Below are 26,573 nucleotides of genomic sequence, written 5' to 3'. Positions count from 1 at the left end.
TCATGCACCGCCCCACACGGGCAGGTCCACGATGTCGTCGTGCTTCCACGTCAGGTTGTTGATCACGTCGACTACGCCCTTGACGCGAGCGGTCATGCGGGCCGCGACTCTGGTCTCGGTGCGGCGGTCCATCTGGCCGGACAGCGTCACGACACCCGCCGTGGGTGTCCATGAGGCGGGCGGCCGAGACCGTCGACGCCTCCGGGGAGATGGTGATCGCGGGGCTGGTCATCACGTCCGCGACGGTCATTGCGCATGGCGGTCAGCTCCTTTGCGGCCCTCGTGCGGCGAGGCGCCCTTTCTGGTTGCTCTCATCGCATCTCGCGGGAAGGCGAGGTTGCAGGGCCGGAAGTCCCGAGCCAGGCAGTCGTTGGTCAGCGGACGCGACATGGCCGGCAGACGGATGGGACCAACGGCGCCATCGTCGAGGACTTCCGCCTCCGGCGGCCGGTTTCCCCTTTCGCGAGGATGGAGCCAGGAACGCGACCTCACGTAGGAGGAGTCATGAGGATCGAGTCACTCACGGCGCGGCAGGTGATGAGCCGCGTTCTGGTGGCGGTCAAGCAGGACGAGTCGCCGCTCATCGCCTGGGAGTTGATGCGCCGCGCCCAGGTGCACCACCTCCCCGTCCTGGAAGGTGCCGACGTGCTCGGGATCCTCTCGCGCGAGGATCTGGCGGCGTCCTGGTCAGGCAGCCTACGGGAGCAGTCGAACCGTCAGGTGCGCGAGCTGCTGACGGGTGAACGCCGGCCGCGCGTCCATCCGGACACGCCGCTGGAACACGTCGCGGAGGTCATGATCGACGCGGATTGTGATGCCCTGCCCGTGCTGTCCGGTGATGGCCTGGTCGGACTGATCACCGCCCGGGACGTGTTGAGGGCTGTGGCGGGCCACGTTCGGCTGGAGAAGCCATCCGGCGAGGTCATCACGGGGATGTTCCGCCTCGAGCCGGTGCTGCCGGTCCAGGGCTGACCTCGTCATGACCGGCAGCGCCGGGCGCAGCCTGGTGGGAGCTTCGGCCCGGTCATCGGGGACGTTCGCCCCCGGCGCGGCCGGGAGCCGTCAGGCCGAGTCACACGGGTCTTTCACGAGGCTGGGGTACGACCATGACCGGCCGGTGGGCGCGATGCAGGGTCGCCATCGCGACGCTGCCGGTGAGGATCTCCCGCACCGCCGAACGCCCACGTGACCCGACGACGAGCACGGCCGCGCCGCGGCTGTGGCCGTACGCGCCGAGCGCCTCGGCCACGGAGCGTCCGGGCGCGCCGTACCCGCTCGCGAGGTCCACCCGCTCCACGGTGAGGCCCTCGGCGGGCGGCGGGCTGTCCGCCGGTGACGCGATTTCCGCACCGTCCACGGACGCGACAATCAGGTTCCGTCCAGGAAACAGCCGCGCCGACGCTGTGAAGGCGGCTTCGGCTCCGGGCGAGCCGTCCCAGCCGATGAGCACCGGCCCGTTCGCCAGTGCCGCCTGCTCGGCGGTCAGCAGGGGGTCCGGCACGATCAGGACGGGGCGTGGCGAGTAGTGCACCACCATGTCCGAGACGCTGCCCAGGATCGCGTGGGCGCCGCCGAGGCCACGCGAGCCGAGCAGGACCAGGTCGGCGTCCAGTTCCTGGGCGAGTTGGGCGAAGACCAGTCCTTCGCCGCCGTAGGCGCGTCGCACCAGTGGTTCGGCGTTCCATCCGGCCGTGCGCGCGAGCCTGACGCCTCTGTCGGTGAGCCGGCGGGCCTCGGCTTCGCCCTCGCGTTCGATCGCCTCGATGAAGGAGTTGAGGCCGGCGGTGCCCGTCCACAGCCGCCGGCGCAGGCTTTCGCTGGCGAACGGCGGGGTCCACAGATGGGTGATCCACACGTGTGCCTGCGGGAACAGCGCCGCACCGGCGTCGATCGCCGCCGCCGCTATGGGCGACCCGTCATAGCCCACGATCACATTGATCGCCATTGCGTACCTCCTTGAATGACCGTCGAAACCAGGTATGCCCCACCAGATCAACCGCACCGCTTCACCGTCAGCCTCACCGGTGTCCGATGCGCGTGGACCCTGCCACGTTCGAGCAGGAGAGCCCACCGCACTACTCCCCAGGTCGTAGAGTGCCTGCCCGCTAAGACCGGCGAGGTAGCCGGGAGAGTCGTCTATGGGCCGACGACGGAGAGGAACCCGGCGCGGAAGCATTTCCACTGATGGACCCTCTCTTCGAAAAGGACAAAGCGACGATGCTGTTCGTTGAGCTACTGGTGCCCAGGGGTGTTTTCGATGAGCAAGAGCGACGAAGCCTCGCCGGGCGGCTGACCGGGCGGCGCCTGTTGTCGGCCGTGGACGGGGAGCCGGCGGCTGCCGATCCCGGCGTGATCGACCTGTTCGACTCGCTCAGCCACGTGGTGGTGCGCGAGGAGGAGGTATGGAGCGCCGGCGGGCGGCTGCTCGACGCCTCGCAGGGTCCCCGGTACGTGGTCAACGTGATCGCCGGGATGTGGGGAAGGGAGATGAGCGAGCACCTCATCTCCCGCATCACCGCGGAACTGGCGCAGGCGGAAGGCGATCCGGAGCCACGGGCCGTGGTGCACGTGATCAGCCTTCCCGAGGGTGGCTACGGCCTGCACGGGCGGGCCCAGCGCTCCTCCGACGTCCTGCAACTGATCGAGCGAGCCAAAACCGGCCCTGCCGCCCCAGTCCCGGACGACATGATCGTCGATCCGGTCTGCGGCGCCACCGTCCCGCTCCAGGACGCTGTCATCCTGGAGCGCGGCGGGAAGACTTACGGGTTCTGCTGCACCCACTGCCGCGGGCACTTCGTCAAGCAGTTGAGCGATGCGGAGGCTGCCTCATGACGTTCGTGGCCAATGTCAGGCAGGAGGAGGCGTGGAACGGCGAGGAAGGCAGGACCTGGGCCGATCACTATCAACGTCTGGATCGCATGGCCGCACCTGCCAACGAGCACTTGTTCGCCGCCGCAGGCATCGGCGAGCGTGACCGGGTTCTGGACATCGGCTGCGGTACGGGCGACACCACTCGGATCGCCGCACGTCAGGCGGCCCGCGGGCATGCCGTCGGGATCGACCTGTCGACTCCGATGCTGGAGATCGCCCGACGCCTCTCCGCGGAGCAAGCGATCGGCAACATCACCTTCGAGCGCGGCGACGCCCAAGTCCACCCGCTGAGAGACGCGCACTTCGAGGTGGCCATCAGCCGCGCCGGGGTCATGTTCTTCGACGACCCCGTCGCCGCGTTCGCCAATATCAGACGGTCGCTCCGCCCCAAGGGCCGATTGGCGTTCCTGTGTCACCGCGCCGGTGATGACCAGACGGACGTGATCTTCGACTCGCTGGCCCAGCATCTTCCCACCCCGGATCCCCAAGAACTCCTGGGAGGAGTCGCAGACTTCACCGACCCGGCGCACATCCGCGACGTGCTCAACGGCGCGGGCTTCACGGCCATTGCGACGTCCCCCGTGGAGTACCTCACCGAGTTGGGCAACGATGCCGCCCACGCTGCGGATTTCCTGCTCGACGTTCAGCTGGCCGGCTTCGTCTCTGGTGCTGAAGAGACCGCCATGGCAAGAGCCCGGTCCGCGTTGGCGGAAGCGTTGCGCCGTCATGAACGCGACAGCGCCGTACGACTGGTTGCCTCGGCCTGGATTGTCACGGCCCAAATCGAGTGACGCGCCGGCATGCGCTCGTCGCACTGCCCGGCGTGGGCCGGTCGCGCGTCCTGCCGGAGGTGCCACGACGAGGACATCGCCCGGCTGAGCGGCAGCCTCAGAGTCAGGACCGCCTCAGCGGAGTCCGTCCACCGTCGCCAGGTCCTCCACATCCCATGGCCGGTGATCGGGCCGGCCGGTGCGGGTGCAGGATCCGGTCGAGGCGGGCGGCGGCATAGCCGAGGACCGACAGCGCGCTGACGATCAGCAGATCGCCCAGGACGAGTGGTTCGGTGCCGAGCAACTCCTGCAGCAGCGGCAGGTACAACCCCGCGAGCTGCAGGACGAGCGCACCGGCGACGGAGAGCAGCAGCAAGGGGTTGGCCCGCGAGCCGGGCCGGGTGCGGGAACCGAGCGCGACGCCGAGTTGCGTGGCGCCGAGGGCGAAGAAGGCCATGCTCTGCCAGGGGCGGCCGGACTGGTGGGCCCAGACGGCGACGCCGAGGGTGACGGCCGTGAGGACGACGGCGATGCGGATCAGGCGTTGCCACAGTCCCCCGCCGAGGATGCTCTCGCCGGGCGGCCGCGGCGGGCGGGTCATGGATCCGGGCACGGAGGGTTCGCCGCCGAGAGCCACGCCGGGCAGTCCATGGGTGAGCAGGTTGATCCACAGGATCTGGGCGGGCAGGAGCGGGACGGCGAGGCCGGCGAACGGTCCGAGCAACATCACGGCGATCTCGGCCGCTCCGCCGGACAGGCCGTAGACCAGGAACCGGCGGATGTTGGCGTAGACCCGGCGGCCCTCCTCGACGGCCGCGACCACGGTGTCCAGGTCGTCGTCGGCCAGCACGAGGTCGGCGGCCTGACGGGCGACTTCGGTCCCGCGCTCGCCCATGGCCACGCCGATGTCGGCGCGTCGCAGCGCGGGGCCGTCGTTGACGCCGTCTCCGGTCATGGCCAGGGTCTCGCCGCGCGTCCGCAGATCCTCGATGATCTCGAGCTTCTGCCCGGGGGTGGCCCGGGCGTACACGCGGGTCTGGAGATGGTCGGGCGTCCCGGGGCCCCGGAGGTCCACAACCGGATCGCCGGTGTCGATGATGCCCAGGTCGGTGGCGATGGCACGGGCGGTCCCAGGATGATCGCCGGTGATGAGGAGCGGCCTGATGCCGGCCCGCTTGCAGTCCGCGATGGCGGTGGCCGCAGCCGGGCGCGGAGGGTCCAGGAGCGCGACCAGCCCGAGCAGGGACAGCCCGCTCTCCGGCGCCGTTTCCGGGACGGCGTCCAGGTCGCGGCCGGCCACCGCCAGGACTCGGTAACCCTCCCGGGCGAGTTGCTCGGCGCGCTCGGCGGCGCGGGCCGCCAACCCCGGGTCGCCGGCCAGAAAGGGCGGGCGGAGCAGCACCTCGGGGGCGCCCTTGCAGATCACCCGGCCACGTCCGCCGGGCAGGCGGTGCACGGTGCTCATCCGCTTTCTTTCGCTGTCGAAGGGACGTTCGGCCAGCCGTGGAAAGCGCTCGTGCAGGTGCTCGCGGTCGAGGCCGAGTTTGGCGCCGGCGGCGAGCAGGGCCGCCTCGGTGGGATCGCCCAGCGCCGCCCACTCCCCGCCGTCGTCCTGCGGCGGCGACAACCTGGCGTCGTTGCAGAGCACGCTCGCCACGAGCAGGTCGGTGAGGTGGGCGTTGCGGAGGGAGCCGTCGCGTACGATCTCGCCGTCGGGTGCGTAGCCGGAACCGGTGATCGTGGCCTCTCCGGAGGGAGTCCAGAGGCGCCGGGCGACCATCCTGCCTTCGGTCAGGGTGCCGGTCTTGTCGGTGGCGAGCACGGTCACCGCGCCCAGCGTCTCCACGGCGGGCAGCCTGCGTACGAGAGCGTTGCGCGCGGCCATCCGGCGGGCTCCCAGGGCCAGGCTCAGAGTCACGACCGCGGGAAGGGACTCGGGCACGGCCGCGACCACCAGGCTGATCGCGGTCACCACCATCAGCTCGACCGGTTGCCCGCGCACCAGGCCCAGCGCCAGCACCAGCGCCGACAGCGCCACCGCGACGCCGGCCAGCAGGCGGCCGACTCCCACCAGGCGGCGTTGCAACGGCGTCAGACCGGCTCCCTTGACCATCATGGACGCGATCCGGCCGCTCGTGCTCGCCGCGCCCACGGCGGTGACCGTCGCCGCGCCACGTCCCCGTACCACGACGGTGCCGGAGGAGACCTGATCGTCGACGGCCTTGTCCACCGGCACGGACTCTCCCGTCAACGACGACTCGTCGACCAGCAACGCGGCCGATTCCGCCACCGTGGCGTCGGCTACGACGATGTCGCCTTCCGCCAGGACCAGCAGGTCTCCGACGACCACGTCGGCCGCCGGGATCTCCTTCTGCGAGCCGTCGCGGATCACACGCGCTGTCGGGGCGGTGAGCTGTGACAACGCCGTGATCGCCCGGTCGGCGCGCACCTCCTGCACGACCCCGACGGAGGTGTTGACGAGGACCACGAGCATGATCACGGCGGTGTCGGTCCAGTCGCCCGTGGCGACGGTCAACGCCGCCGCCACGAGCAGGACGATGATCAGTGGATCGCGCAGGTGGGCTGCGACTCTCCGCCACAGCGGGACGGGTGGCTTCTCCGGGAGCAGGTTGGGCCCATCCCGCTCCAGACGCGCCTCCGCTTCTCCGGATGACAGTCCGGGGCGTGTGGGAACCACCACGTCGTCCTCCCTGCTCCCAGGTCATCTGATCGGCCGAACCGCCGCATCGTTTCGCATACCTGTTTTCGCAGGAAATGAACCCGCAGCCCAGGGACGAAGGTCCCGGAAGGGGAAGCCGGACGGCAGGTGCGTGAGTGACCGGCTGCCGTCTTCGGCGACGTATCGCCGTTTCGGCCGTGCCCTCACCGTTGTGGTCGCGTACCTGCGCGGCAGTGATGGCCACTGTGGTGACGATGTCGGCGACGGTGGCACCGCGGGACAGGTCTATGTCCGGGAGGTCGTCGCCGGTCGGTTGCCGGCGACGATCACGTTGACGTGGTCGCGCTCGCCGCAGAGCCGCGCGGTCGTGATGTCAGGTGACTTGGCGACCGGAGACCTGCTCGGCGTCGACCACGATGTAGTGATCCCGGCTTCCCGGCGTCCATGGGTGAAGAGGGAGCGTGGCCAGCCGGGCGATCTCAGCGGGATCGGTGGCGGCCCGCGCATGCCCGACCGCTGTGACCGACCAGCCGGTGCGCATCTCGGGATCGAACTCGTCGGCCTCGAACGCCACCACGGCCCGGCGGGTGGCGGCGGCCAGTTTCGACCCGATGGAGGTGCGGATGACGATGCTCTCGCCGTCGAGGCAGAAGTTGACGGGCTGGACGGCGGGCAGGGCGCGATCGGTGAAGACGATCCGCCCGATCGGCGTGGACGACAGCAGGCGTAGACACTCCTCCCGGGAGAGCACCTGGAGTCCGGACGAATCGAGTCGCATGTCCACCAGCATCTCACCGCGTCTTCGCCGGCATCAGGGGCGAAAGTCCCGTCCGAAGGTCCCACGCCATGCTGCTGATCAGCTCGATGTCGTCCTCGGCGTCCAGCAGGGCGGCCACGCCCCGCCGGACAACCTCGTGATCGTCAAGGAGAAAGACGCGAATCATGCCTCTGACGCCATCTCGTCCCGCCCGGCGCCCATAGGGACCAAGGTCCTTGGCCGATCTGTCAGCGGCGACGTTCGTCCTTCTCGGCTCTGCGGGGTGAACATCAGGTCAGGTAGCGCAACCAGAGGTACGGCGCGGTCAGCGTGATGGTCACCACGGTGACGATCAGGCCGTACTTGGTGAACTGCCAGAAGCTGATCGGGGTGCCGTTGCGGGCGGCGATGCCGAGGATGACCACGTTCGCCGCCGCGCCGACGGCGGTGGCGTTGCCGCCCAGGTCGGCGCCGAAGGCCAGCGCCCACCACAACACCCCGGCCTGGTCGTTGCCGCCGCCCGCCTGGACCAGTTCGGCGACGATGGGACTCATGGTGGCGACGTAGGGGATGTTGTCGACGATGGCCGACAACCCGGCCGAGGCCCAGAGCAGGCCCATGGTGGTGAGCTCCAGCCGGCCTTCGGTGGCGGCCGTCGCGGCCTGCGAGATCTGGCCGATCACGCCGGTCTCCACGAGCGCACCGACCATGACGAACAGCCCGGCGAAGAACACCAGTGTCGGCCACTCCACCTCTTCGATCGCGTCCTCGGTGGTGACCTTCGTGGCGGCCACCAGGACGCCCGCGCCGAGGATGGCCACCACCGACGGCTCGTAGTGCAGCACGGGATGGAGCACGAATCCGATCATGACCAGGGCCAGCACGGTGAGGCTCTGCCAGAGCAGCCGCGGGTTTGCGATGGCCTCCCGCTCGTTGAGCGCCATGATCTCGGCCGCGCGATCCGGGTCGTAGTGGAAGGACCTCCTGAACAGGATCCGGCACAACCCGATGAAGACGATCATCAGCACGATGACGAGGGGCGCCATGTGGATGAGGAAGTCGTTGAAGCTCAGGCCCGCGCGGCTGGCGATGATGATGTTCGGCGGGTCGCCGACCAGGGTGGCGGCGCCGCCGATGTTGGAGGCCATGGCCTCGGCGATGAGGAACGGCGCCGCGTTCAGCGCCAGCCGTTCGCACACCAGGAAGGTCACGGGCGCGATCAGCAGCACGGTGGTGACGTTGTCCAGCAGCGCCGAGGCGGCGGCGGTGATGACCACCAGCAGCACCATCAGCCGGTACGGATGGCCCTTGGCCCGTTTGGCCGCCCAGATCGCCAGATACTCGAAGATGCCGGTCTGTTTCAGCACACCGACGATGACCATCATGCCGAGCAGCAGGAAGATGACGTTCCAGTCGATGCCGGTGTGCTCGTCGAAGAACGCGGCTCCGGCGTCGGTGGCGTGGATCAGCAGCATGAGGCCGGCGCCGCCGAGCGCGGCGGCGACGCGGTGGATCTTCTCGGTGGCGATCAGCGCGTACGCGCACAGGAAGACCGCCACTGCCAGCCATGCGGTGACGGTCACGCGGCCACCGCCCGGTCCAGCAGCGCCTGCAGCGTGACCGCGCCCAGCAACCGCCCGTCGTCCACCACGGCTACGAGCGGGCTGTGCGTGCGCGCCATCAACGCGGCCAGCTCCAGGATGGTGGCATCGGGGTCGCTGATCGGCAGTTCGCGCGGCTGTGCCGGTAGCGCGTCCCGGACGGTTCGGCCGGTCAGAGCGTGCAGGAACCGGTCAGCGTGTGGTTCGTCGACGACTCGCGCCAGCGCCGGATCGTCCTGGCAGTAGCCGGGCACAGCCAGCCGGAGCACCTGTGTGCCGGGCAGGATGGTGACGGGCAAACCGTGCTCGTCGACCACGATGAGGCCCGGTAGGTCCTGCTCGGCGAGGAGCCGGGCGGCGTCGTACACGGACGTGTCCGCGGTGACGGTCGGAAAATCGCATGCAAGATCGCTTGCGCGCATCTTCGTGCCCTCTTTCGTGATCGACGGTGGGGATCGCCGACCAGACTTCCCGGCACACCTGTCACCAACGTATCAACTCTCCGCGAACGGTGGCGACCGGCCGCGTACGGGCAGATAACGGAAACGATCACGTCCCGCCCCTTCCGGCGGTCGCTCGCGCCGTCCAGCGTCCACCGGATCTCGTATGGCCAGGAAGTGATCGTGACCCGCCCTCGCGGTCACCAGGCCCAGGCGGGGTGGCCGGTGGCGGCCTGGGACACCGTCCAGAGGCGTTCGCGGGCGGCCTCGTCGTAGGCGAAGGCCGGGGCGCGGACCGGGCGGAGGTCCTCGTCCACGTAGGGTCCCGGTAGGTTCCCGTCCCAGGTGGCCAGCCGGGCGTAGGTCTCACCGAGACGTTCGGCGGGGGCGGCCATGCGGTTCTTCGGGGCGTACAAGGTGCGCTGCAACCAGGGCATGGCCGCCACGCGGTCCGGGTCGAGACGTACGGCGGGGACGCGCACGCAGGTCGTCTCCAGGTGTCCTGCGGCCTTCTCGGCCAGGGTGAAAGTGGTCATGATCTGGGCGAGTTTGGCGTGGTAGTAGGCGCGGGTCGGGCTGTACCAGCTCGGGTCGTCGAGCTGGTCGAAACGGATCCGGATGCGTGGCATCGAGAGCAGGCCCTTGCTGGCGACATTGATCACGCGAGGCTTGTCCGCGGCGGCGAGCAGCGGGCTGAGGCGTGCGGTCAGCAGGAAGGGGCCGAGGTGGTTGGTCGCCCAGAACAGTTCGTGCCCGTCCGCCGTGAGAAGGGGCGCGCGGAGCGTCTGGTCGAAGACGGCGGCGTTGTTGACGAGCACGTCGAGGTGACCGGCGGTCTGCGCGAGTTGCTCGACGGCGGCCTCGATGGAGGCGGGTGCCGACAGGTCCGCCTGGATCAGGCGGGCCGGGTGCGCGGCGTGGGCGTTGATGTCGGCCAGTGCGGCGCGGCCGCGGGCAGGGTCTCGGCACAACGCGAGCACGTGGTGGCCCGCGGCGGCGAGGGCGCGGGCGGCGCGCAGGCCGATCCCGGAGTTGGCGCCGGTGACGGCGATGGACAGCATGCGAGGATTCTAGTCTGTTCGGAACACTCCGAACAGACTAGAATCTGTGCGTGACCGGTGTCGAGGAGTTCGTGGAGAGTGCAGGGCTGTACTTCGAACGTCTGGGACTCAGCCGTACGGCGGGCCGGGTCATCGGCGTGCTCCTGGCCGATCCGGACGATTCCGCCGACGCCCCGAAGTTGTGCGAGCAGCTCGGCGTGGCCAAGAGCAGCATGAGCGTCGCCCTGGGCCAGCTCGAACGGGGCGGGCTCGTCGAGCGCTTCCGCCCGCCCCGCGGGCGCCGCGATCACTACCGGCTGACCGAGGACGTCTTCGGACGCGCATTCAAGGCCAAGATGGCCGAGTTCACCGCGTTCGCACAGCTCGCCGAACAGGGCCTGGCCGTGGTCGGCCACAACCCCAGGAGCCGGGCCAGGCTGGAGCTCATGCGCGACATGTACGGCTTCATGGGCCGCGAGTTCCCCAAGCTCCTCGACCAATGGGACCGAGAGCGCCACTGACAGCCGAACAGCGCTTGACGGCACCGCCCCGCGCCCGTCTTGACGCGCCCTGATAGGTTCCCTGCAGGTGCGCCGGGAAGTCTGGTCGGCAGTTTCTGCCGCCGATCGTGTAGAAGGGCTGGACGTGCGCACCAGCGAGTCCTCAGGAACATCGGGTCGCCATCCGGGCCGAGGTGGCTCTGGCGCAGTCGACGTGGTGAGCCGGCAGGTTCGGTCGGTGGCATGCGTCGGTGTTCGACACAGAGGAGAGGCCACCTGATGGGTGCGCTGTTGCCTGCGTTCGCGGGCATGCTGATGCTGGCCGTGCTGCTGTCCAGTCTGGCCCACCGCACCATCCTGTCCACGGCGGCCCTGTTCCTGGTGGCCGGGTTCGTGCTCGGCGATGGTGCGCTGGGCGTGGTGTCACTGCGGCCCGGCGACGATCTGGTGGCCACGCTGGCGGAGCTGGCGCTGTTCGCCGTGCTGTTCACCGACGGCATGCGGGTCGGCTGGAAGGATCTGCGTGGCGCGTGGCGTCTGCCCGGTCGGGCCTTGGGGTGGGGGCTGCCGCTCACGCTGATCATCACCGCGCTGGCCGCCCATTACCTGCTCGGTCTCGGGTGGGTCGAGTCGCTGCTGGTCGGCGCGATCCTGGCGCCGACCGACCCGGTGTTCGCCGCCGCGCTGGTCGGTAACGACAAGGTGCCACCCCGGCTGCGGCAGCTGCTGAACGTGGAGTCGGGCGTCAACGACGGCCTGGCGCTGCCGTTCGTCATGGTGTTCCTGGCCGTCGCGGCCGGCTCGGACGACCTGCATCTGGGTGAGCTCGGTCTCGAACTCGGCCTCGGCATCGTCATCGGGGTGGCCATCCCGTGGCTGGCGATCAAACTGGAGCAGACCCGCTGGTTCTCCGCCTCCACCCAGTACGAACCACTCAACGGCCTGGCCATCGGCCTGCTGGTGCTGGCGGTGGGCAAGGCCACGCACGGCAACCTCTTCCTGGCGGCCTTCGCCGCCGGGATCACCGTCGCCACCTTCGGCGAGCGGCAGCGCGAGTCGTTCGAACATTTCGGCGAGCTCATCGCCGAGCTGTTGAAGCTGGCGGCGCTGTTGGTGTTCGGCGCGCTCATCACTCCCGCCCTGCTCGGCTCGGTCGGCTGGCAGGGCTGGCTGTTCGCGATCCTGGCACTGGTGCTGGCCCGGCCGGTGGCGATCTGGGTGTCGTTCCTCGGCTCCGGGCTCAGCGTGCGGGAGCAGGCCGCGGTGGCCTGGTTCGGCCCCAAGGGCTTCGCCTCCGTCGTCTACGGATTGATCGTCCTGGCCTCCGGCATCACCACGGCCCAGAGCGTCTTCCAGCTCGTCGCGGTGACCATCGTCCTGTCGATCATCCTGCACTCCTCCACCGACGTCGTGGTCGCCCGTGGCTTCGACGACGAGCGTGACGTGCCCGCCTGGTTCGGTATCACACGCCGGCTCCGCGGCCGCGCCCAGGAGGATGCCCCGTCATGAGCCGGTTCATCCCTCCTCTATCCGCACGGTCCCCGCTGCGCCGTCGATGGTGATGAGCTGCCCGGTTCTGATCTCGTGGGTGGCGTTGCGCACGCAGATGACGGCCGGGATGCCGTATTCCCTGGCGACGGTCGGGCCGTGCGCGACCGGGGAGCCGGTCTCGGTGACCAGGCCCGCCGTGGTCAGGAAGAGCGGCGTCCAGCCGGGGTCGGTGGTGGGCGCGACGAGGATCTCGCCGGGCTCGATGTGCGCGTCGGCCGGGTCGCGGATCACCCGCGCCCTTCCGGTCGCCCGACCCGCCGCCCCGGCCATGCCGGTGAGCACTCCGTCCTCCACGGGGCCTTGCGGCGCGAGCGCCTCCACGTCGGTGCCGTCCGACAGCAGGGCTCCAGGTACGGTGGGCCGTCGCAGCTCACGCTCGTACTCGGCCCGCCGCGCCGCGATCACGGGACGGAGATCCGCACCCCGAACGGCCTGGCGTGCCTCGACCAGGTCGAGGAACATGATGTCGTCCGGTCGCTCGAACAACTCCTCGCCGACGAGCAGCAGTTGCTCCCGCGCCGCCCGCAGCGGGATCAGCCAGGCGAACTTGCCGATCTCGCGCAGGCCGGTGAGCTCGCGCGACCTGCGCATGAGAAATGTCGCGATCCTGCCGCGGATCGGCCGCCTGCGTCGGGCGCGCCGCGCCAGCGTGGTGAGCATCCGCTCGGCTCTCGCCGCTGCCTGCTCGAAGCGCCGGTCCGGTGCCTGGTCGGGGTCGTCCACGCGCAGGTAGTTGGCGATCGTGGAGAACAGCGGGGCCGGGTCCTCCGCCCACCGTGGCGTACCGACGTCGATCTCGGCGGCGGCGCGCATGCCGTACTTCTCCAGAAACGCAGCCATGCCGATGTCGGGCAGGTCGCCTTCTCGGTAGCGGGCGGCGAGCTCATCCGAGGGGGTTTCCCCGAACAGGCCGCGGTGCTCGCGCGCCTTCACCGCGAGGTCCCACAGGGCCAGGTCCATCTCCGTGGTCACGTTGTACGGCATGCCGCCGAGGACGGTGTCCAGCTCCTCCTCTGTGGCCACGCCCTCGAGCAGGGCGGCCGGAGCGGTGCCCGCCATGATGCCGGCGACCAGCGGCCACATGATCCCCTGCATGTCCAGGGTCATGACCGCCTTGTGCGAGTCCTCCGCCGCCCAGCGCAGCCGCTCGGCGGCGGTCGTGTTCTTCCCGGGCGGGACGGTCAGCCGCCTGATCCTCTCGACGCCACGATGGGCTCTGGCCCGTGCGGCCTCCGGCCGGGCCAGGGCGGAGACGAGCCCGGCGACGGCCCGGGGCGTGATGAGCGCCGTCGCCTTGATGACCGTGCGCATATTGAACGGCAGGCCGGGCCGCGGGGCGAAGCGCGGATCGTGCATCATCCGCTGCACGGCGCCCTGCACGCGCGGACCGTACACCTCCAGTGAAGCTCCCAGCCGCTTGCGGATCGCCTTGTTGCGCAGGAAGTCGGTCAGGTCGAAATAGAGCCTGCCACCGATCGGAACCATCCGGGGCAACGGATCACGTTGATCGAGCTTCACGCCGGCAGCTTCGAACCACGGGGCGGCGCCGGCCTTGAGCATCGACACCCCCATCGGGGTCATCGGCCGCAGCATGCCCTGGATGTGACCGAATTCCAGGTAGAGCCGGGTTTCGCCGGTCGCAGGTGGCGCCGGGAACAGCGTCGTGATCGGGCGGGACTGCAGTAACCACAACGCGCCGTCCCGATCGACGGCCCACTCGATGTCCTGCGGCGACCCGAAGTGCTCCCGCAGCCGCAGTCCTGCCGTACGCAGGTCCTCCAGCCAGCCGTCCTGGGCGGCATCGTCGTCGAACTCGTGGTGGTCGGGCACCACGGCGCCGTCGACGATCGCGGTGCCGAGTCCTTCCGCGGCGTCGACGACCATCTGATTGCGCCGCCCGGTGATCGGGTTGGCCGTGAACAGCACACCGGCCCGTTCAGGGTCGACCATCCGCTGCACCACGACGGCCATCGCCGCGTCCTCGATGCCGGCGTTGGCCCGGTAGGCCACGGCGCGCTCGGTGTGCAGGGAGTCCCAGCAGCGGCGGACAGCGTCGATCAGCGCTTGTCCGCCCTCGACGTTGAGGTAGGTGTCCTGCTGCCCGGCGAAACTGGCTTGAGGGAGGTCCTCGGCGGTGGCACTTGAGCGCACCGCCACCTTGCCGCCGCCGAGTCGCTCGTAGGCGTCGACCAACTCCGCCTCTGGGACGTCTCCTGTGACATAGGCTTCGACGGTCACGCAGAAGCCGTCAGGGACCCGCTCACCGGCCTTGATCATCTCCCCCAGCCCTGCGGCCTTGCCGCCCACCAGGTCGATCATCGAAGCGTCGATCTGAGACAGCTGGATCAGCTTCATCCCGTACCCTCCTCGCAGCCTTGGCGAAAAGCTCCAGCGCCTGGAGCATGATCTGTTGCTCCTGCTCGGTGAAGTGCTCCCAGAGCCGCATCTGCGCATCGACCCTGAGCCGGCGAATCCGTTGCAGCAACGCGGTGCCCTGCTCACTCACCCGGATCCTGCGGGCGCGGCGATCCCGCTCGTCCTCATACCGCTCCACGAGTCCGCGCCGCACCAGCCCGTCGACGATCCGGCTGGTCCGCGAGTCGGAACGGCCGATCAAGGCGGCCAGTTCCTTGACCGTGGGCTCCTCGCCACGGTCGAGCACCTGCAGCATGACGTTGTCGATCAGCCGCAGGTCGTCGTCTTCATGGACGTGCAACAGCGAGGGCAGCAGGTCGCGCTGCATCGAGGCGAGCAGTTGCTCTATGTGGTCACGCCTATTCATATGCTTTCCCGCATTAGATGCTAACTAGCATACAAAATAGCGCGGGCGCGGCCGCCCGTCCACCCTCCGGCTGGAGCGGTGTCCCTCCTCCTCGCCGGCCGCACGCAGCGGGGCGTCCCCGGTTCGCGGCGCGCGGCCGGCTGGAGTCACAGAGCCAGATCGCGGCGGCGGAGCCCGTACAGGCCTGCCGCAGTGAAGCCGGCGGCCACGAGCGTGAGCCCGATCAGCGTGCCCGGGCCGGGGCTGGCCAGCGTGGAGTAATGGACGTGCGCGAACGGGGAGACCATGAAGAACGAGTCGCTCACCAGCCCGACCTCCCAGCCGACCTCCACAGCGATGGCCAGCAGGAGGGCCGTCCACCCCACGACCGCCCCGGCCCGCCGGAACAGCCCGAACGCCGCCACGGCGATCCCGGCCATCGCCCAGACGCCGGGCAGGAGGGTCGTGGTGATGGCCAGGCCACCGGCGAAGTCCCCGTCGCCGAGGCCCAGCGCGAGGCCGGCGAGCACCAGAACGGCGACAGGCACCGCCACCGCGAACACGAGATGGCTGACCACCCAGCGCGTCCGGCTGACGGGATGGGACAGAAAGAGTTCGGTGGCCTCCTCGCCGCGCAGGCGGAGCACCGACATGATCGCGTACAGGGAGACGGAGTACATCGCCAGCTTGTACACGACGAGGCGGAAGAAGATCTCCGTGGGATCATCGGTTCCCGTCCGCTCGGCCCAGAAGTCCAGCGCGCCGCTCTGGCCGAACGTCTCGATGGCGGTCTGCCCGCCCAGTCCGACCGCCGCACCGATGAAACCGGCACCCGCGATCCACGCCAGTGCCATGCCCCGGTGCATCCGCCACGCCAGCCCGAGCGGCCCGCGCAGGCCGTTCGGCGCATGAGCAGGACCGAGCCGCGGCGGCACGAGGCCGGCGGCGATGTCCCGGCGGGCCGACAGCGCGTAGGCCACCCCGACCAAGGCCGCGACGAACGCCGCGACCAGCAGGAACACCCACCACTGCTCGCCTCCGAAAGCGCGGGCGCGCAGGATCCAGCCGCTCGGCATGAGCCAGCCCAGCCATTCCATGCCCGGGCCGCCCACGTCGCTGACGCCGCGGACCAGGTACGCCCCGAAGAACACGGTGAAGGCCGTGGTTCCGGCCACCCGAGCGCTCTGAGTCACCTGCACGGCCACCGCGGCCAGCGCGGCCCCGGTCCAGCCACCCGACGCGGCCATCAGCCCCCAGGCGAGGGACCCGGCCAGGGGAAGCCCGGCGCCCACGCCGACCACGGTGATCAGCACGGCCAGCACCAGGTTCGCGCCCAGCACGACGGCGAGAGCGGCGGTCAGCGGCGCGTGCCGCCCCACGGCGGCCGAGCCGACCAGCTCACGTCGCCCCTGCTCCTCGTCGGAGCGGGTGTGCTTGACCAGCAGGATGACACTGGCCAGGGCAGCGAAGATCATGGTGGCGGCGCCCCGCTGCTGGGCGGCGGCCGCGCCCAGGCTGTCGCCGTACGCCGGCCCCTGCATCAGAAGGATCACGGGGTTGGCCGCGATCTCGTTGACGTAGTGCAGGCGCGCTTCGGGAGTCGGGAGCAACTGGCGGATGGTGGCCACCGTGGTGGTGACGAAGAGCGCGACCAGCAGGAGCCACAGCGGCTGCCAGACGCGGTCGCGGCGCAGGATCAGCCTGATCAGTGCCTGCGTGTTCATCGGTAGTGCCTCATGAACAACTCTTCGAGGGTGGGGGGCTGGGCGGAGATGTCGCGCACGCCGTACTGCGCCAGCCGGGCCAGCACCTCGCCGATGTGGTCGGTGTCGGCCTGGAACCGCACGCGGCCACCGTCCAGGCGGAGGTCGTGAACATGGGGCAGGCCGCCCTCCGGCACCGTGTCCAGCTCCGCCGTGACCGAGATGCGCGTGAGATGGCGCAACTGCGCGAGCGTGCCGGCCTCCACGATCCGGCCGTCCCGGATGATGCTCACCCGGTCGCAGAGCGCCTCGACCTCGGCGAGGATGTGGCTGGAGAGCAGGACCGTACGGCCGGCGCGCCGCTCCTCGGTGATGACCTCGCGGAAGACCGCCTCCATCAGCGGGTCGAGACCGGAGGTCGGCTCGTCCAGCAGCAGTAACTCGACCTCGGATGCGAGTGCGGCGATCAGCGCGACCTTCTGCCGGTTGCCCTTGGAATAGGTCCGTGCCTTCTTGCGCGGATCCAGGGCGAAGCGCTCGACCAGCTCGTCGCGCCGCTTGGCGTCGGTGCCGCCGCGCAGGCGGCCGAGCAGGTCGATCACCTCGCCACCGGACAGGCTCGGCCACAGGGTGACGTCGCCGGGGACGTACGCGAGCCGCCGGTGCAACTCGACGGCCTCGGCCCAGGGATCCCCGCCCAGCAGCCGGACCTCGCCGGCGTCCTTGCGCAGCAGGCCGAGCAGGATGCGCAGGGTCGTGGACTTGCCGGCGCCGTTGGGGCCGAGGAACCCGTGCACCTCTCCTTCCCGCACGGTCATGTCCAGGCCGTCCAGGGCGCGGACCCGGCCGAAGTTCTTGACCAGTCGACGGACCTCGATCGCATCAGGCATCGGGGTGCTCCTTCATGTGAAAGTCGGTGACGGCCTGACGGAGCCGGCTTCCCTGCTCCGCGGTGAACCACTCACCCATGTGCGCGTAGACATCGGCCAGGGCGATGCCGATCAGGCTGGAGTTCGCGCGCTGCAACACGTCGATGCCGAGCCGCCGGGACACATGCTCGTGCAGCACGATCGTGCTCAGATGCATCGCCGCCATCACGACGGCGCGTTCGCGAACCTTCGCTTCGCCGGGAGTGAACTCATCGGGCCAGGTAGCCGTGAAGAACCGCTCCGCGGCCTCGGCGCCTTCGTCGAACAACGCAGCCGCCACCGGCGAGCCCTCGACCAGGGCCCGCGCGAGATAGCGGATGCTGAGTTCGCTCGCCTCGTACATCCCCCGCAGGAACTCGGGGTTGACGTCGGCCCCCTCCTGGACCTGGTCGGCGGCACCCAGGATGACGTCGCGGACATGCTGGTCGCAGGCCTCCCGGAGCCCGTCCTTGGAGCCGAAATGGTGCTGCACCAGGCCGACGGAGACGCCCGCGGCGTCGGCGATGTTCTTCAGCGTGGCGGCCTTGACGCCCCGGGCGGCGAACTGGGCCAGCGCGGCGTCGCGGATGCGGGCACGCGCGGTCAGATCTTCCGGCGGACGATCCCCGGCACTCGACGGTATCGACATACCGCAGACAATATCTCAATATTGTTCACGGTATCAACATATTGCCCGGCTCATGCTGCCGGCAGCCCTTGCCGCCTGCATCGGTGGATACCCCCTATGGGTATACTGCTCATTGCGAACGAGGAGGATTCATGAGACGTCTTCAAGCACTCGATCCGGCCGACGCGCCTGGGAAGTCCCGCGAACTACTGAGCGACATCGTCGCCCGGCATGGTGAAGTGGGTGACATGGTGGCCACGATGGCCCACTCGCCCGCCCTGCTCCAGGGCTATTTGGACTTCTCCCGAGCGATGAAGCGGGTGAAGATCCCGCGCCCACTGAGCGAGAAGATATCCCTGGCCGTGCAGGAGTGGATCGGTTGCGCGATGTGCCTGTCGGCGCACACTGAAGCAGCGCAGGCGGCAGGCTTGAGCGAAGCCGACATCGCGATGGCGCGGCAGGGCACGTCCACCGACGCGCGCGAGGCCGCCTTGATCGCCCTGGCCGTTCGTGTGCTGGCTGAACCCTCGTCCATCACTGACGAGGACATGGCGGAGTTGCGGGCCCTTGGATGGAACGACCGGGTGATAGCCGAGATCGTCGGCCTGGTCTCGCTGAACCTGTTGACCGGTGCCTTCAATCTCCTCATAGGCCTTGAGCCTCAGGAGATCTCATAGGTGTATCCGCAACGGAACGCGTAGCAGTGCCCACGGCTCCCTGCCGGAGCCGGGGGCACTGCTGCTCAGCCCCGACCTCGACTGCGCCGACATCTGCGAGACCACAGGGCTGAGAGAAGACTCAGTGGCCGTGGTGGTACTGGTGCATTACCGCATGACCCTTGCCCCGGGAGATCAGCCACTTGTTCACCGGTGTGGTCACCACGAAGGCCACCACGAAGGCTCCAGCCAGCGCCACCCAGAACAGCCAACTGGTCAAGCCGGCGTCCATGGCGCCGGGCACGGTCAGCATGACCGCGTTGTCCACGATCTCCATGACCGCGATGGAGATGGTGTCCGCGGCCAGTGCGACCTTCAACGCGGTGCGGAGGTCCACTCCGGTACGGAGCACCCCGCGCATGGTCAGCGCGTAGCCGAAGACGAAGGCCAACGCCACCGCGAGCACCACTGTGGCCATGTTGGACATGCCGGTGGCGGTGCCGATGACCATGCCCAGCACTTCGCCGATGGCGCAGCCGATCAGGCAGTGCAGCGTCGCCTGGGCGGCCATGCCCCATGTGGCTGAGGGCGGCGTGGCGGCGTGCTCGTACTCGCTGGACTCGGTTGGTTCTGGGCTCGCGTGATGGTGACGGCTGTGGTCCAAGATGATCCTCCTCAGTCCTGAAGTCCTACGCTATACGGGTAGGGGGTATGAAGGAAGCCCGAGGGTGTGACGAGCCCGGTGTCTTCCGCCCGCGCCTCTTGAGGGCCGACCAGAGCCGGCATCACGAGGTGGTGAGGGTGAGTAACCGATGACAACCGGGCGAGGCGGGTCAATCTTCCGAGGCGACAGGGCGTGGCAGGCGAAGGCCCTTGAGGGTGAGTGCGTTGACAGCGACGATGAAGCTCGATCCGGACATCGAGAGGGCGGCGATCTCGGGCCGCAGAACCAGGCCGAAGGCGGGCTCGAAGACGCCGGCCGCGATCGGCAGCGCGATCGCGTTGTAGCCGATCGCCCAGCCGAGATTCTGGCGCATCTTGCGCAGCGTCCCGCGACCGATGGTCAGGGCGGTGGGTACGTCGAGCGGGTCCGAGCGCATGAGCACCACGTCGGCGGTCTCGATGGCGACATCCGTTCCGGCGCCGATGGCGATGCCCACGTCGGCTTGGGCGAGTGCCGGGGCGTCGTTGACACCGTCGCCGACCATCGCGATCTTACGCCCGCCATGCTGCAGTTCCGCGATCTTCGCCGCTTTGTCGCCGGGTAGCACCTCGGCGATGACCGTGTCGATGCCCAGGTGATCGGCGATGCGCCGGGCGGTGGCTTCATGGTCGCCGGTCAGCATGATGACCTCGACTCCGGCCTCGTGAAGTGCGGCCACCGCGGCAGCCGACGTGTCGCGGGGCGCATCGGCGATGCCGATCAGCCCGGCCGCGCGCCCGTCGACGGCGGCGATCACCGCGGTACGCCCGTCCGAGGCCAGCGCCTCGCGTCGAGCGGCCAGCCGGCCCAGATCCAGGCCCTCGGCCAGCATCAACTTGGTGTTGCCCACCACGACCCGATGCCCGTCCACCTCGGCCTTGGCGCCGTGGCCGGGGACGTTCTCGAAATCGCGCGCCTGCCCGCCGCCCGGGGCATGTGTGTCGGCATACCGGACCACGGCCTCGGCCAGGGGGTGCTCGGACTCGCGCTCCACAGCGGCGACCAGCCGCAGCAGTTCGGATTCCGCCATCCCCTCGACGATCACGTCCGTGACCTCTGGCTCGCCCTTGGTCAGCGTGCCTGTCTTGTCCATGACGACGGCGTGGATGCGGGCCGAGGTCTCCAGTGCCATGGCGTTCTTGAACAGCACGCCACGTTTGGCGCCCAGACCCGTGCCGACCATGATCGCAGTGGGTGTGGCCAGTCCGAGCGCGTCCGGGCAGGTGATCACGACGACGGTGATGGCGAACAACATCGCCGTAGCGGCAGTCGCCCCGGCGAGCAGCCAGGCCGCCAGCGTGAGCGCGCCGCCGATGAGCGCGACGAAGACCAGCCAGAACGCGGCCCGATCGGCCAGACGTTGTCCCGGAGCTTTGGAGTTCTGGGCCTGCTGGACGAGCTTGACGATCTGGGCCAGCGCGGTGTCGGCGCCGACCTTGGTGGCGCGCACCCGAAGCGTGCCGTTCTTGTTGATGGTCGCGCCGACGATCTCGGAGCCCGGGGCCTTGTGCACCGGCAGGCTCTCGCCGGTGACCATCGACTCGTCGACTTCGCTCACGCCCTCGATGACCTCACCGTCGACGGCGATCTTCGAGCCGGGGCGAACCAGCAGCACATCACCGACCACGACCTCGGCCGTGGGGATCTCCACCTGTTCGCCGTCGCGGATCACCACCGCCTTGGGCGGTGCCAGGTCGAGCAGCGCTCGGATCGCGTCGTTGGCGCCGCCCCTGGCCCGCATCTCGAACCAGTGCCCCAGCAGCACGAACGCCGCCAGCACGGTGGCCGCCTCGTAGAACACCTCGCCGCCACCGGTCAGCGTGATGTAGAGCGAATACAGCCAGCCTGCGCCGATCGCCACGGCGACCAGCACCATCATGTCCAGCGTGCGTGCGCGCAAGGCTCGTACGGCGCCGTCGAAGAAGATCCACGAGGAGTAGAAGATCACCGGCAGACTGAGGATCAGCGCCCACACGTCCTCGCGTAGCCCGAACGGCACCGGGACCTCAAGGCCGAACACTTCCCGACCGATCGGCGACCAGATCAGGATGGGGACGGACAAGACGGCCGCCACCAGGAACCGGTTGCGCATGTCGGCGACCATGGCCTCCATGGACATGCCGCCGTGCCCCATCATCTCGCGGGATTCCGGTCCGGTTTCCGGCTCCGCACGGGGCGGCTCGCGCACTGCCTGCGCGGCGCGATGGTCGGCGTGCTCACCTGACGGGTCGGGCTCTGCCATGGGATCGCAGACGTGCGATGGTACGGACTGCCCCGCGCAGTGGAAGCCGCATTCCTCCACCCAGCGGCGCAGCTCGGCCATGGACGTGACGCGGGGATCGAACACCACGGTGGCGGTCTGGCCGACCGGATTGACCTCGACCTCGACGACCCCGGGGCGTCGGCTCAGCACGGCGCGGACCACGTTCTGCTCCGTAGCCCACTGCAGCCCGCCCACGTCGAGAACTGCCGTACTGCGATCCTTTCTACCTCCGGCGTTCATGAGGTCCCCATACCCGCCCCGGCCATCCCCTGACGACCGTCAGGTTGAGTACTACGACCAGTAGTAGAAGTGCATGGGCGGCCGGGCTCACCCGCGTATGTGTGGTGGGGGTGACAGGGAGATCCGTTCAGCCACCATGGACTGGAAATGGGCGCAACTGCTGAAGTCCTCGTGATCGCACTCGAGTGCGCAGTCGATCAGCTCGAGCGACGCCTGTGCTTCGGCGATGTGCCGGGCGAGCTCCGCCCTGCGGCGCAGCAGGACAGCACGCTGTTCTGCCGCGTCAGAGGCGGCCATCATCTCGCGAATCTCGTCCAGGCGGAATCCGGCTTCCTTCGCGCGGAGGACGACGGCCACGCGGTAGAGGTCATCAGGCCCGTAGCGGCGGCGTTCGCCGCCTACCCTGGCGGGGGTGAGCAGGCCCACCGTCTCCCAATGGCGCAGGACATGAGTCGCCAACCCGAATCGCCGCGCTACGTCGCCGATGCTCATGGTCGCGGTTGACTTCATGTCGACATTAAGTCGCATGCTGGCTCGCATGTCCAAAACGGCGGAACACCTGGATTCACTTGTCCGCATGCTCGATGTCTTCGAAGCGATGCCCGAGGCTGTCGCGTTGCGTGCGCGGTCGTACGAGTTGCTCGACCTCCCGGACGGTGCGGCGGTGGCCGACGTCGGCTGCGGCGCGGGACGCGCGGTCGCCGAACTCGCGGAGCGGGAGAGGCGAGCCATCGGCGTGGACGTCAGCGAAGAAATGATCGCAGTGGCCCGACGACGCTGGCCGGGAGCCGACTTCAGGGTCGGTGACGCTTTCGACCTGCCGCTTGACGACGGGGAGGTCGCCGGATACCGGGCCGACAAGGTCTTTCATGAACTTGCCGACGCCGCCAAGGCGCTGAAGGAGGCGAGGCGGGTGCTCGCGCCCGACGGGCGGATCGTGCTCATCGGGCAGGACTGGGACACCTTCATCATCGACTCCGACGATCCGGCGCTCACGCGGACCATCGTGCACGCACGTGCCGACATGACTTCCAACCCGCGGGCGGCCCGTCGCTACCGCAACCTGTTCCTGGAGGGCGGCTTCCAGGATGTCGTGGTGGAGGCGCACGTGGGCGTTTTCACTGATGCCGCGATGTTGCCCATGCTCACCGGCATCGCGGAAGGCGCCCGCACCACCGGAGCAATCACCCGAGAACAGGAAGCGGCGTGGGTGGCCGAGCAGAAGGAGCGAGCACGGACGAGTCGTATGTTCCTGGCGCTACCGATCTTCGTGGCCGCGGCACGACGAACCCGGGAGTAAGTCAGGCAGGGCGACGGCCTGCGCGTCATGTTATCGGCGATCGTAGTCAGGACGTCTGGCGTGCCGTGATCGCTCGCTTGAGCCTGATCAGCTCCTTGGGGAGGTTGACCGCGACGGCACCTACGGGCACGCCGTTCCGCGTGAAGCTGACGGCGAAGCGGTCTTCGCCGGGGCTGCCCGCGACGATGCTCGCCTCGTCGGCCAGGTGCGGCAGCCCGGCCGTCTGGATGCGGGCGCCGTGCACGTGCGTGGCAAAGTTCGGCGTTTCTGCGAAGGGCTGGGCGTTGTCCGGGCCGGCCAGCAGGTTGCGGGCGGCGACGGCGCCCTGCTCGTTCGCGTTGGACCAATGCTCGACGCGTACGAACGCCCCGTCGTACAGGCCGTGCCGCCAGCGGGCCACGTCACCGGCCGCCACGATGTCCGTCGAACCGAGGGCGTACAGTGTCGGCTCGCACAACACGCCGTCGTCCACGCGGAGGCCGCTGCCGTCCAGCCATTCGGTGTTGGGCACGACACCCATGCCTGCGATGACAAGCTCCGCGGTGAGAGAACGACCGTCGCTGAGATGTGCCTGGCCTCCGTCCACGCCTGTGACACGGACGTTCGTGATGAGGTCGACGCCGTGGCGCTCGTGGTGCGCGGCCAGCCAGCGCGCCGCCTCCTCGCCCAGTCCTGTGTGCATGGGGTACGGGGAGGAATCGACGAGCGTGACTTTCCGGCCGAGCTGACGTGCCGTGGAAGCCACCTCGCCACCGATGAAACCGCCGCCGATGACAAGGACGTGCTCGTGCCCGGACGCCAGCTCAGCCCGGAGCGCGAGCGCGTCCTCGATGGTGCGCAGCGTGTGGACGCCGTCGAACTGCCGGGGTCGGGCGCCGGTGGCGATGACGAGGCCGTCGTAGGCGAGTGCGGTCCCGTCGTCGAGGGTGACGGTCCTGCTCGCAGCGTCCAGCTGTACGGCATGCCTACCTCGTAGCCACCGGTCGTCCAGTTCCTCGGATCCTGGGAGCGTGACGTCGTCGTCGCCGTGCAGCACGCTCTTCGACAGCGGCGGGCGGTTGTACGGGGCATGTTTCTCGGCGCCGACCAGCGTGATCTCGCCCTCGAAACCCTCGCGGCGCAGCGCTTGCACGGCCCGCAGTCCTGCCAGCGAAGCACCGACAACAACGATCTCGTTGAGTCTCCTCATGTCTCAGGAAGATACCTGTAGGGGGTACCGACAGTGCAATGTGACACATATCTCAGATACCCCTAGCCCGTATAGCTTGCGTCGCCGCGTAACCAGGCATACCTTCTCTCGGGAAAGATACCCAGCAGGGGTATAGAGAGAGGGGAGCGGCGATGAGCACGAACACGTACAGGGTGTCCGGGATGACCTGTGGCGGGTGCGCCGGCAAGGTCAAGGCCGAGATCGGCAAGGTCGCCGGAGTCTCCTCGGTCGAGGTCGAGCTGGCGACCGGACAGGTGACCGTGGCTTCGGCCGCGCCCCTCGACGACGCCGATATCAGGAACGTCGTGGAAGAGCTGGGCTACGAAGTGGTCGCCGGCTAACCGGAATATCCGCTGCGGGTTGTTCGCCGGGCTGGGATACCGGCAGGGCGTCGGCATCCGTGTACGAAACGCGGCGGAGCTTGCCAGGGGAATACCATAGGGGGGTATGGTGTTAACGAGTGACCGACAAGGAAAGGGGTGAACATGGCCGGATACAGCGGTAGCAAGCAGGACCATGCCATGCGGCTGCGCCGTATCGAGGGGCAGGTCCGCGGGCTGCAGCGGATGGTCGAAGACGACAAATACTGCATCGACATCCTGACTCAGGTGTCGGCGGCGACCAGCGCGCTGAAGTCGTTCTCCCTGTCGATGCTCGAACAGCACCTGGCCCACTGCGTCGCCGAGGCCACCTTGAAGGGCGGGCCAGAGGCTGACGCCAAGGTCAAGGAGGCCTCCGAGGCGATCGCCAGACTTGTGCGTTCCTGACCCGACCGACGTGAAGGAGAGACCGATATGAGCACCACAGCCACCTACACCGTCAAGGGCATGACCTGCGGCCACTGCGTCAGTTCGGTCAAGGAAGAGGTCACCGAAGTGGCCGGGGTCGCCAATGTCGAGGTGGACTTGGCGACTGGGCTGCTGACCGTGGACAGCGACGGCCCCATTGACCCAGCGAAGATCATCGCCGCCGTTGAAGAGGCCGGTTACGAGGTGGCGAACCAGTGAACACCGCAGTCAAGCTCGGCTCATACGTCCTGGGGCTGGCCGTCGTTTTCGGCGGAGCCCTGGGCGTGGGCAAGGTGGTGGGGCCGGTGGGGACGCCCCCGGCCGAGGACCACGCCGCCATGACAGCGCCGACCGCCGGCGCGAGCGCGGGACACGGGGAGCACGCCACCGAGCAGGTGAATGACGATACCCCCGGGGGGCTCCAAGTGTCCGACAACGGCTACACCCTCAACCCGCTAACCGCGACGATCAAGCCCGATGAGCCGACCGACTTCCGCTTCTCCGTGACCCGGCCTGACGGTGAGCCGGTCACCGACTACCAGGTCGAGCACGGCAAGAAGCTCCACTTCATCGTGGTGTCCCGCGACCTGAGCACCTTCCAGCATCTCCACCCCACCGAAGCAGGTGACGGCGTCTGGTCGGTCAAGCTCACCCTGCCCGGCGCGGGCGCGTACCGCGCTTTCGCCGACTTCGTCCCCACCGGCGGCAATGCTCTGACGTTGGGCACCGACCTGCTCGTCGCCGGCGATTTCGAGCCGAAGGCGCTGCCGCAGGCCAGCCGTACGGCCAGCGTCGACGGATACGAGGTCACCCTCGACGGAGAACTGACGCCCGGCCAGTCGAGCAAGCTCACCCTCAAGGTCAGCAAGGACGGCAAGCCGGTCCCTGACCTGCAGCCTTACCTCGGCGCCTACGGCCACCTCGTGGCCCTGCGCGCCAGGGACCTCGCCTACCTGCACGTCCACCCCGACGGCGAGCCCGGCGACGGCAAGACGAAGGCCGGGCCGGAAATCGTCTTCTACGCCGAAGTGCCCAGCACCGGCGACTACCGGTTGTTCCTAGACTTCCAGCACAAGGGCAAGGTCCGCACCGCGGACTTCACCCTCGGCGCGGGGGAGCGGCCGGCGATCCCCACCCCCACACCGACGCCCACATCGACCGGCCACGCCGACGACGGCCACGGCCACTGAGCGAGAGAAAGGA

27 protein-coding genes and 1 pseudogene are annotated in these 26,573 nt (G+C 69.0%); 11 read left to right on the top strand and 17 right to left on the bottom strand.

The features are described from left to right. Positions 1-150: a BON domain-containing protein gene (locus ABGB01_RS14950; RefSeq protein ID WP_347773882.1), complete on the bottom strand. Its 150-nt coding sequence runs from the start codon at positions 148-150 to the stop codon at positions 1-3. 354 nt (positions 151-504) lie between these two features. Here ABGB01_RS14950 and ABGB01_RS14945 point away from each other — a divergent pair, with 354 nt between their 5' ends. Then, complete coding sequence (locus ABGB01_RS14945; RefSeq protein WP_347773881.1) at positions 505-972, top strand: CBS domain-containing protein; 468 nt, start codon at positions 505-507, stop codon at positions 970-972. 100 nt (positions 973-1,072) lie between these two features. Here ABGB01_RS14945 and ABGB01_RS14940 read toward each other — a convergent pair whose 3' ends face one another. Further along, complete coding sequence (locus ABGB01_RS14940; protein WP_347773880.1) at positions 1,073-1,945, bottom strand: universal stress protein; 873 nt, start codon at positions 1,943-1,945, stop codon at positions 1,073-1,075. Between the two features lie 272 nt (positions 1,946-2,217). Between ABGB01_RS14940 and ABGB01_RS14935 the strand changes: the two genes are divergently transcribed. Together ABGB01_RS14935 and ABGB01_RS14930 are read left to right on the top strand one after the other, a co-directional pair. Beyond that, on the top strand, positions 2,218-2,832 hold the full coding sequence (locus ABGB01_RS14935; protein ID WP_347773879.1) for a hypothetical protein: 615 nt from the start codon (positions 2,218-2,220) through the stop codon (positions 2,830-2,832). Continuing rightward, positions 2,829-3,662, top strand: a complete 834-nt coding sequence (locus tag ABGB01_RS14930; protein WP_347773878.1) for a methyltransferase domain-containing protein — start codon at positions 2,829-2,831, stop codon at positions 3,660-3,662. The genes ABGB01_RS14935 and ABGB01_RS14930 overlap by 4 nt, the downstream gene beginning before the upstream one ends. A 103-nt stretch (positions 3,663-3,765) precedes the next feature. On the opposite strand, the gene ABGB01_RS14925 is transcribed toward ABGB01_RS14930, so the two are convergent. The 6 genes and pseudogenes from ABGB01_RS14925 to ABGB01_RS14900 all read right to left on the bottom strand — a co-directional run bounded on the left by ABGB01_RS14925 (position 3,766) and on the right by ABGB01_RS14900 (position 10,180). Continuing rightward, on the bottom strand, positions 3,766-6,342 hold the full coding sequence (locus tag ABGB01_RS14925; protein ID WP_347773877.1) for a cation-translocating P-type ATPase: 2,577 nt from the start codon (positions 6,340-6,342) through the stop codon (positions 3,766-3,768). 352 nt (positions 6,343-6,694) lie between these two features. After that, positions 6,695-7,099, bottom strand: coding sequence for a pyridoxamine 5'-phosphate oxidase family protein (locus ABGB01_RS14920; RefSeq protein WP_347773876.1), 405 nt, complete (start codon positions 7,097-7,099; stop codon positions 6,695-6,697). Positions 7,100-7,175: 76 nt separating this feature from the next. Beyond that, a pseudogene (locus ABGB01_RS14915) lies at positions 7,176-7,265 on the bottom strand (DNA-binding response regulator); the annotation flags it as partial. A gap of 103 nt (positions 7,266-7,368) precedes the next feature. Further along, entirely contained in the window at positions 7,369-8,661 is a 1,293-nt protein-coding gene (locus tag ABGB01_RS14910) for an ArsB/NhaD family transporter (protein WP_347773875.1), read from the bottom strand. Beyond that, a complete protein-coding gene (locus tag ABGB01_RS14905; protein ID WP_347773874.1) occupies positions 8,658-9,101 on the bottom strand; it encodes a CBS domain-containing protein in 444 nt (147 codons plus the stop codon). The genes ABGB01_RS14910 and ABGB01_RS14905 overlap by 4 nt, the downstream gene beginning before the upstream one ends. Positions 9,102-9,319: 218 nt before the next feature. Beyond that, positions 9,320-10,180 carry an SDR family NAD(P)-dependent oxidoreductase gene (locus ABGB01_RS14900; RefSeq protein ID WP_347773873.1) on the bottom strand — a complete coding sequence of 287 codons (861 nt, stop codon included), beginning with the start codon at positions 10,178-10,180 and terminating at the stop codon, positions 9,320-9,322. Positions 10,181-10,230: 50 nt separating this feature from the next. Here ABGB01_RS14900 and ABGB01_RS14895 point away from each other — a divergent pair, with 50 nt between their 5' ends. Then, a complete protein-coding gene (locus ABGB01_RS14895; RefSeq protein ID WP_347773872.1) occupies positions 10,231-10,680 on the top strand; it encodes a MarR family transcriptional regulator in 450 nt (149 codons plus the stop codon). 258 nt (positions 10,681-10,938) lie between these two features. Beyond that, the gene (locus ABGB01_RS14890; RefSeq protein ID WP_347773871.1) at positions 10,939-12,168 is read left to right on the top strand and encodes a cation:proton antiporter; all 1,230 of its coding nucleotides are present in this window, start codon (positions 10,939-10,941) and stop codon (positions 12,166-12,168) included. 6 nt (positions 12,169-12,174) lie between these two features. Here the strand turns inward: ABGB01_RS14890 and ABGB01_RS14885 are convergent, their stop codons facing one another. From ABGB01_RS14885 to ABGB01_RS14865, 5 genes are all read right to left on the bottom strand, one after another. Beyond that, positions 12,175-14,565 (bottom strand): PEP/pyruvate-binding domain-containing protein, encoded by a 2,391-nt coding sequence (locus ABGB01_RS14885; protein WP_347773870.1) that lies wholly within the window; start codon positions 14,563-14,565, stop codon positions 12,175-12,177. Further along, entirely contained in the window at positions 14,471-14,953 is a 483-nt protein-coding gene (locus ABGB01_RS14880; RefSeq protein WP_347773869.1) for a MarR family winged helix-turn-helix transcriptional regulator, read from the bottom strand. The genes ABGB01_RS14885 and ABGB01_RS14880 overlap by 95 nt, the downstream gene beginning before the upstream one ends. A 185-nt stretch (positions 14,954-15,138) precedes the next feature. Further along, the gene (locus ABGB01_RS14875) at positions 15,139-16,695 is read right to left on the bottom strand and encodes a hypothetical protein (protein ID WP_347773868.1); all 1,557 of its coding nucleotides are present in this window, start codon (positions 16,693-16,695) and stop codon (positions 15,139-15,141) included. After that, entirely contained in the window at positions 16,692-17,564 is an 873-nt protein-coding gene (locus ABGB01_RS14870; protein WP_347773867.1) for an ABC transporter ATP-binding protein, read from the bottom strand. Before ABGB01_RS14870 ends, ABGB01_RS14875 begins: the two co-directional genes overlap by 4 nt. Further along, positions 17,557-18,231 carry a helix-turn-helix domain-containing protein gene (locus ABGB01_RS14865; protein ID WP_347773866.1) on the bottom strand — a complete coding sequence of 225 codons (675 nt, stop codon included), beginning with the start codon at positions 18,229-18,231 and terminating at the stop codon, positions 17,557-17,559. The genes ABGB01_RS14870 and ABGB01_RS14865 overlap by 8 nt, the downstream gene beginning before the upstream one ends. A 131-nt stretch (positions 18,232-18,362) precedes the next feature. On the opposite strand from ABGB01_RS14865, the gene ABGB01_RS14860 reads away from it, so the two are divergent. Continuing rightward, a complete protein-coding gene (locus tag ABGB01_RS14860; protein WP_347773865.1) occupies positions 18,363-18,887 on the top strand; it encodes a carboxymuconolactone decarboxylase family protein in 525 nt (174 codons plus the stop codon). A 121-nt stretch (positions 18,888-19,008) separates the two neighbouring features. On the opposite strand, the gene ABGB01_RS14855 is transcribed toward ABGB01_RS14860, so the two are convergent. The 3 genes from ABGB01_RS14855 to ABGB01_RS14845 all read right to left on the bottom strand — a co-directional run bounded on the left by ABGB01_RS14855 (position 19,009) and on the right by ABGB01_RS14845 (position 22,564). Beyond that, on the bottom strand, positions 19,009-19,530 hold the full coding sequence (locus ABGB01_RS14855) for a DUF4396 domain-containing protein (RefSeq protein WP_347773864.1): 522 nt from the start codon (positions 19,528-19,530) through the stop codon (positions 19,009-19,011). A gap of 169 nt (positions 19,531-19,699) precedes the next feature. After that, positions 19,700-22,027: a heavy metal translocating P-type ATPase gene (locus ABGB01_RS14850; protein WP_347773863.1), complete on the bottom strand. Its 2,328-nt coding sequence runs from the start codon at positions 22,025-22,027 to the stop codon at positions 19,700-19,702. A 132-nt stretch (positions 22,028-22,159) separates the two neighbouring features. Continuing rightward, the gene (locus ABGB01_RS14845; protein ID WP_347773862.1) at positions 22,160-22,564 is read right to left on the bottom strand and encodes a MerR family transcriptional regulator; all 405 of its coding nucleotides are present in this window, start codon (positions 22,562-22,564) and stop codon (positions 22,160-22,162) included. A gap of 34 nt (positions 22,565-22,598) precedes the next feature. On the opposite strand from ABGB01_RS14845, the gene ABGB01_RS14840 reads away from it, so the two are divergent. Next, positions 22,599-23,372 carry a methyltransferase domain-containing protein gene (locus ABGB01_RS14840; protein ID WP_347773861.1) on the top strand — a complete coding sequence of 258 codons (774 nt, stop codon included), beginning with the start codon at positions 22,599-22,601 and terminating at the stop codon, positions 23,370-23,372. A 46-nt stretch (positions 23,373-23,418) separates the two neighbouring features. On the opposite strand, the gene ABGB01_RS14835 is transcribed toward ABGB01_RS14840, so the two are convergent. Next, positions 23,419-24,561, bottom strand: a complete 1,143-nt coding sequence (locus tag ABGB01_RS14835) for an FAD/NAD(P)-binding oxidoreductase (protein ID WP_347773860.1) — start codon at positions 24,559-24,561, stop codon at positions 23,419-23,421. Between the two features lie 152 nt (positions 24,562-24,713). Between ABGB01_RS14835 and ABGB01_RS14830 the strand changes: the two genes are divergently transcribed. The 4 genes from ABGB01_RS14830 (at position 24,714) to ABGB01_RS14815 (ending at position 26,560) form a co-directional block, all read left to right on the top strand. Then, positions 24,714-24,923 carry a heavy metal-associated domain-containing protein gene (locus ABGB01_RS14830; protein WP_347773859.1) on the top strand — a complete coding sequence of 70 codons (210 nt, stop codon included), beginning with the start codon at positions 24,714-24,716 and terminating at the stop codon, positions 24,921-24,923. Positions 24,924-25,067: 144 nt separating this feature from the next. Next, positions 25,068-25,349 (top strand): metal-sensitive transcriptional regulator, encoded by a 282-nt coding sequence (locus tag ABGB01_RS14825; protein ID WP_347773858.1) that lies wholly within the window; start codon positions 25,068-25,070, stop codon positions 25,347-25,349. A 27-nt stretch (positions 25,350-25,376) separates the two neighbouring features. Continuing rightward, positions 25,377-25,589 (top strand): cation transporter, encoded by a 213-nt coding sequence (locus tag ABGB01_RS14820; RefSeq protein WP_347617315.1) that lies wholly within the window; start codon positions 25,377-25,379, stop codon positions 25,587-25,589. After that, positions 25,586-26,560: a hypothetical protein gene (locus tag ABGB01_RS14815; protein WP_347773857.1), complete on the top strand. Its 975-nt coding sequence runs from the start codon at positions 25,586-25,588 to the stop codon at positions 26,558-26,560. Before ABGB01_RS14820 ends, ABGB01_RS14815 begins: the two co-directional genes overlap by 4 nt. Positions 26,561-26,573 lie beyond the last annotated feature (13 nt).

This window comes from Nonomuraea sp. B5E05, from assembly GCF_039880665.1.
Lineage (GTDB): Bacteria > Actinomycetota > Actinomycetes > Streptosporangiales > Streptosporangiaceae > Nonomuraea.
The sequence above is the reverse complement of the archived record's forward strand: the minus strand, read 5'-3'. Positions and strand labels throughout refer to the sequence as shown.

Bases quoted from the DNA above. Each gene is read 5' to 3' on its own strand.
- ABGB01_RS14945 (WP_347773881.1), top strand. From the start codon at position 505: ATGAGGATCGAGTCACTCACGGCGCGGCAGGTGATGAGCCGCGTTCTG.
- ABGB01_RS14940 (WP_347773880.1), bottom strand. From the start codon at position 1,945: ATGGCGATCAATGTGATCGTGGGCTATGACGGGTCGCCCATAGCGGCG.
- ABGB01_RS14935 (WP_347773879.1), top strand. From the start codon at position 2,218: ATGCTGTTCGTTGAGCTACTGGTGCCCAGGGGTGTTTTCGATGAGCAA.
- ABGB01_RS14930 (WP_347773878.1), top strand. From the start codon at position 2,829: ATGACGTTCGTGGCCAATGTCAGGCAGGAGGAGGCGTGGAACGGCGAG.
- ABGB01_RS14920 (WP_347773876.1), bottom strand. From the start codon at position 7,099: ATGCGACTCGATTCGTCCGGACTCCAGGTGCTCTCCCGGGAGGAGTGT.
- ABGB01_RS14905 (WP_347773874.1), bottom strand. From the start codon at position 9,101: ATGCGCGCAAGCGATCTTGCATGCGATTTTCCGACCGTCACCGCGGAC.
- ABGB01_RS14900 (WP_347773873.1), bottom strand. From the start codon at position 10,180: ATGCTGTCCATCGCCGTCACCGGCGCCAACTCCGGGATCGGCCTGCGC.
- ABGB01_RS14890 (WP_347773871.1), top strand. From the start codon at position 10,939: ATGGGTGCGCTGTTGCCTGCGTTCGCGGGCATGCTGATGCTGGCCGTG.
- ABGB01_RS14885 (WP_347773870.1), bottom strand. From the start codon at position 14,565: ATGAAGCTGATCCAGCTGTCTCAGATCGACGCTTCGATGATCGACCTG.
- ABGB01_RS14880 (WP_347773869.1), bottom strand. From the start codon at position 14,953: ATGCAGCGCGACCTGCTGCCCTCGCTGTTGCACGTCCATGAAGACGAC.
- ABGB01_RS14875 (WP_347773868.1), bottom strand. From the start codon at position 16,695: ATGAACACGCAGGCACTGATCAGGCTGATCCTGCGCCGCGACCGCGTC.
- ABGB01_RS14870 (WP_347773867.1), bottom strand. From the start codon at position 17,564: ATGCCTGATGCGATCGAGGTCCGTCGACTGGTCAAGAACTTCGGCCGG.
- ABGB01_RS14865 (WP_347773866.1), bottom strand. From the start codon at position 18,231: ATGTCGATACCGTCGAGTGCCGGGGATCGTCCGCCGGAAGATCTGACC.
- ABGB01_RS14860 (WP_347773865.1), top strand. From the start codon at position 18,363: ATGAGACGTCTTCAAGCACTCGATCCGGCCGACGCGCCTGGGAAGTCC.
- ABGB01_RS14845 (WP_347773862.1), bottom strand. From the start codon at position 22,564: ATGAGCATCGGCGACGTAGCGCGGCGATTCGGGTTGGCGACTCATGTC.
- ABGB01_RS14840 (WP_347773861.1), top strand. From the start codon at position 22,599: ATGCTGGCTCGCATGTCCAAAACGGCGGAACACCTGGATTCACTTGTC.
- ABGB01_RS14835 (WP_347773860.1), bottom strand. From the start codon at position 24,561: ATGAGGAGACTCAACGAGATCGTTGTTGTCGGTGCTTCGCTGGCAGGA.
- ABGB01_RS14830 (WP_347773859.1), top strand. From the start codon at position 24,714: ATGAGCACGAACACGTACAGGGTGTCCGGGATGACCTGTGGCGGGTGC.
- ABGB01_RS14825 (WP_347773858.1), top strand. From the start codon at position 25,068: ATGGCCGGATACAGCGGTAGCAAGCAGGACCATGCCATGCGGCTGCGC.
- ABGB01_RS14820 (WP_347617315.1), top strand. From the start codon at position 25,377: ATGAGCACCACAGCCACCTACACCGTCAAGGGCATGACCTGCGGCCAC.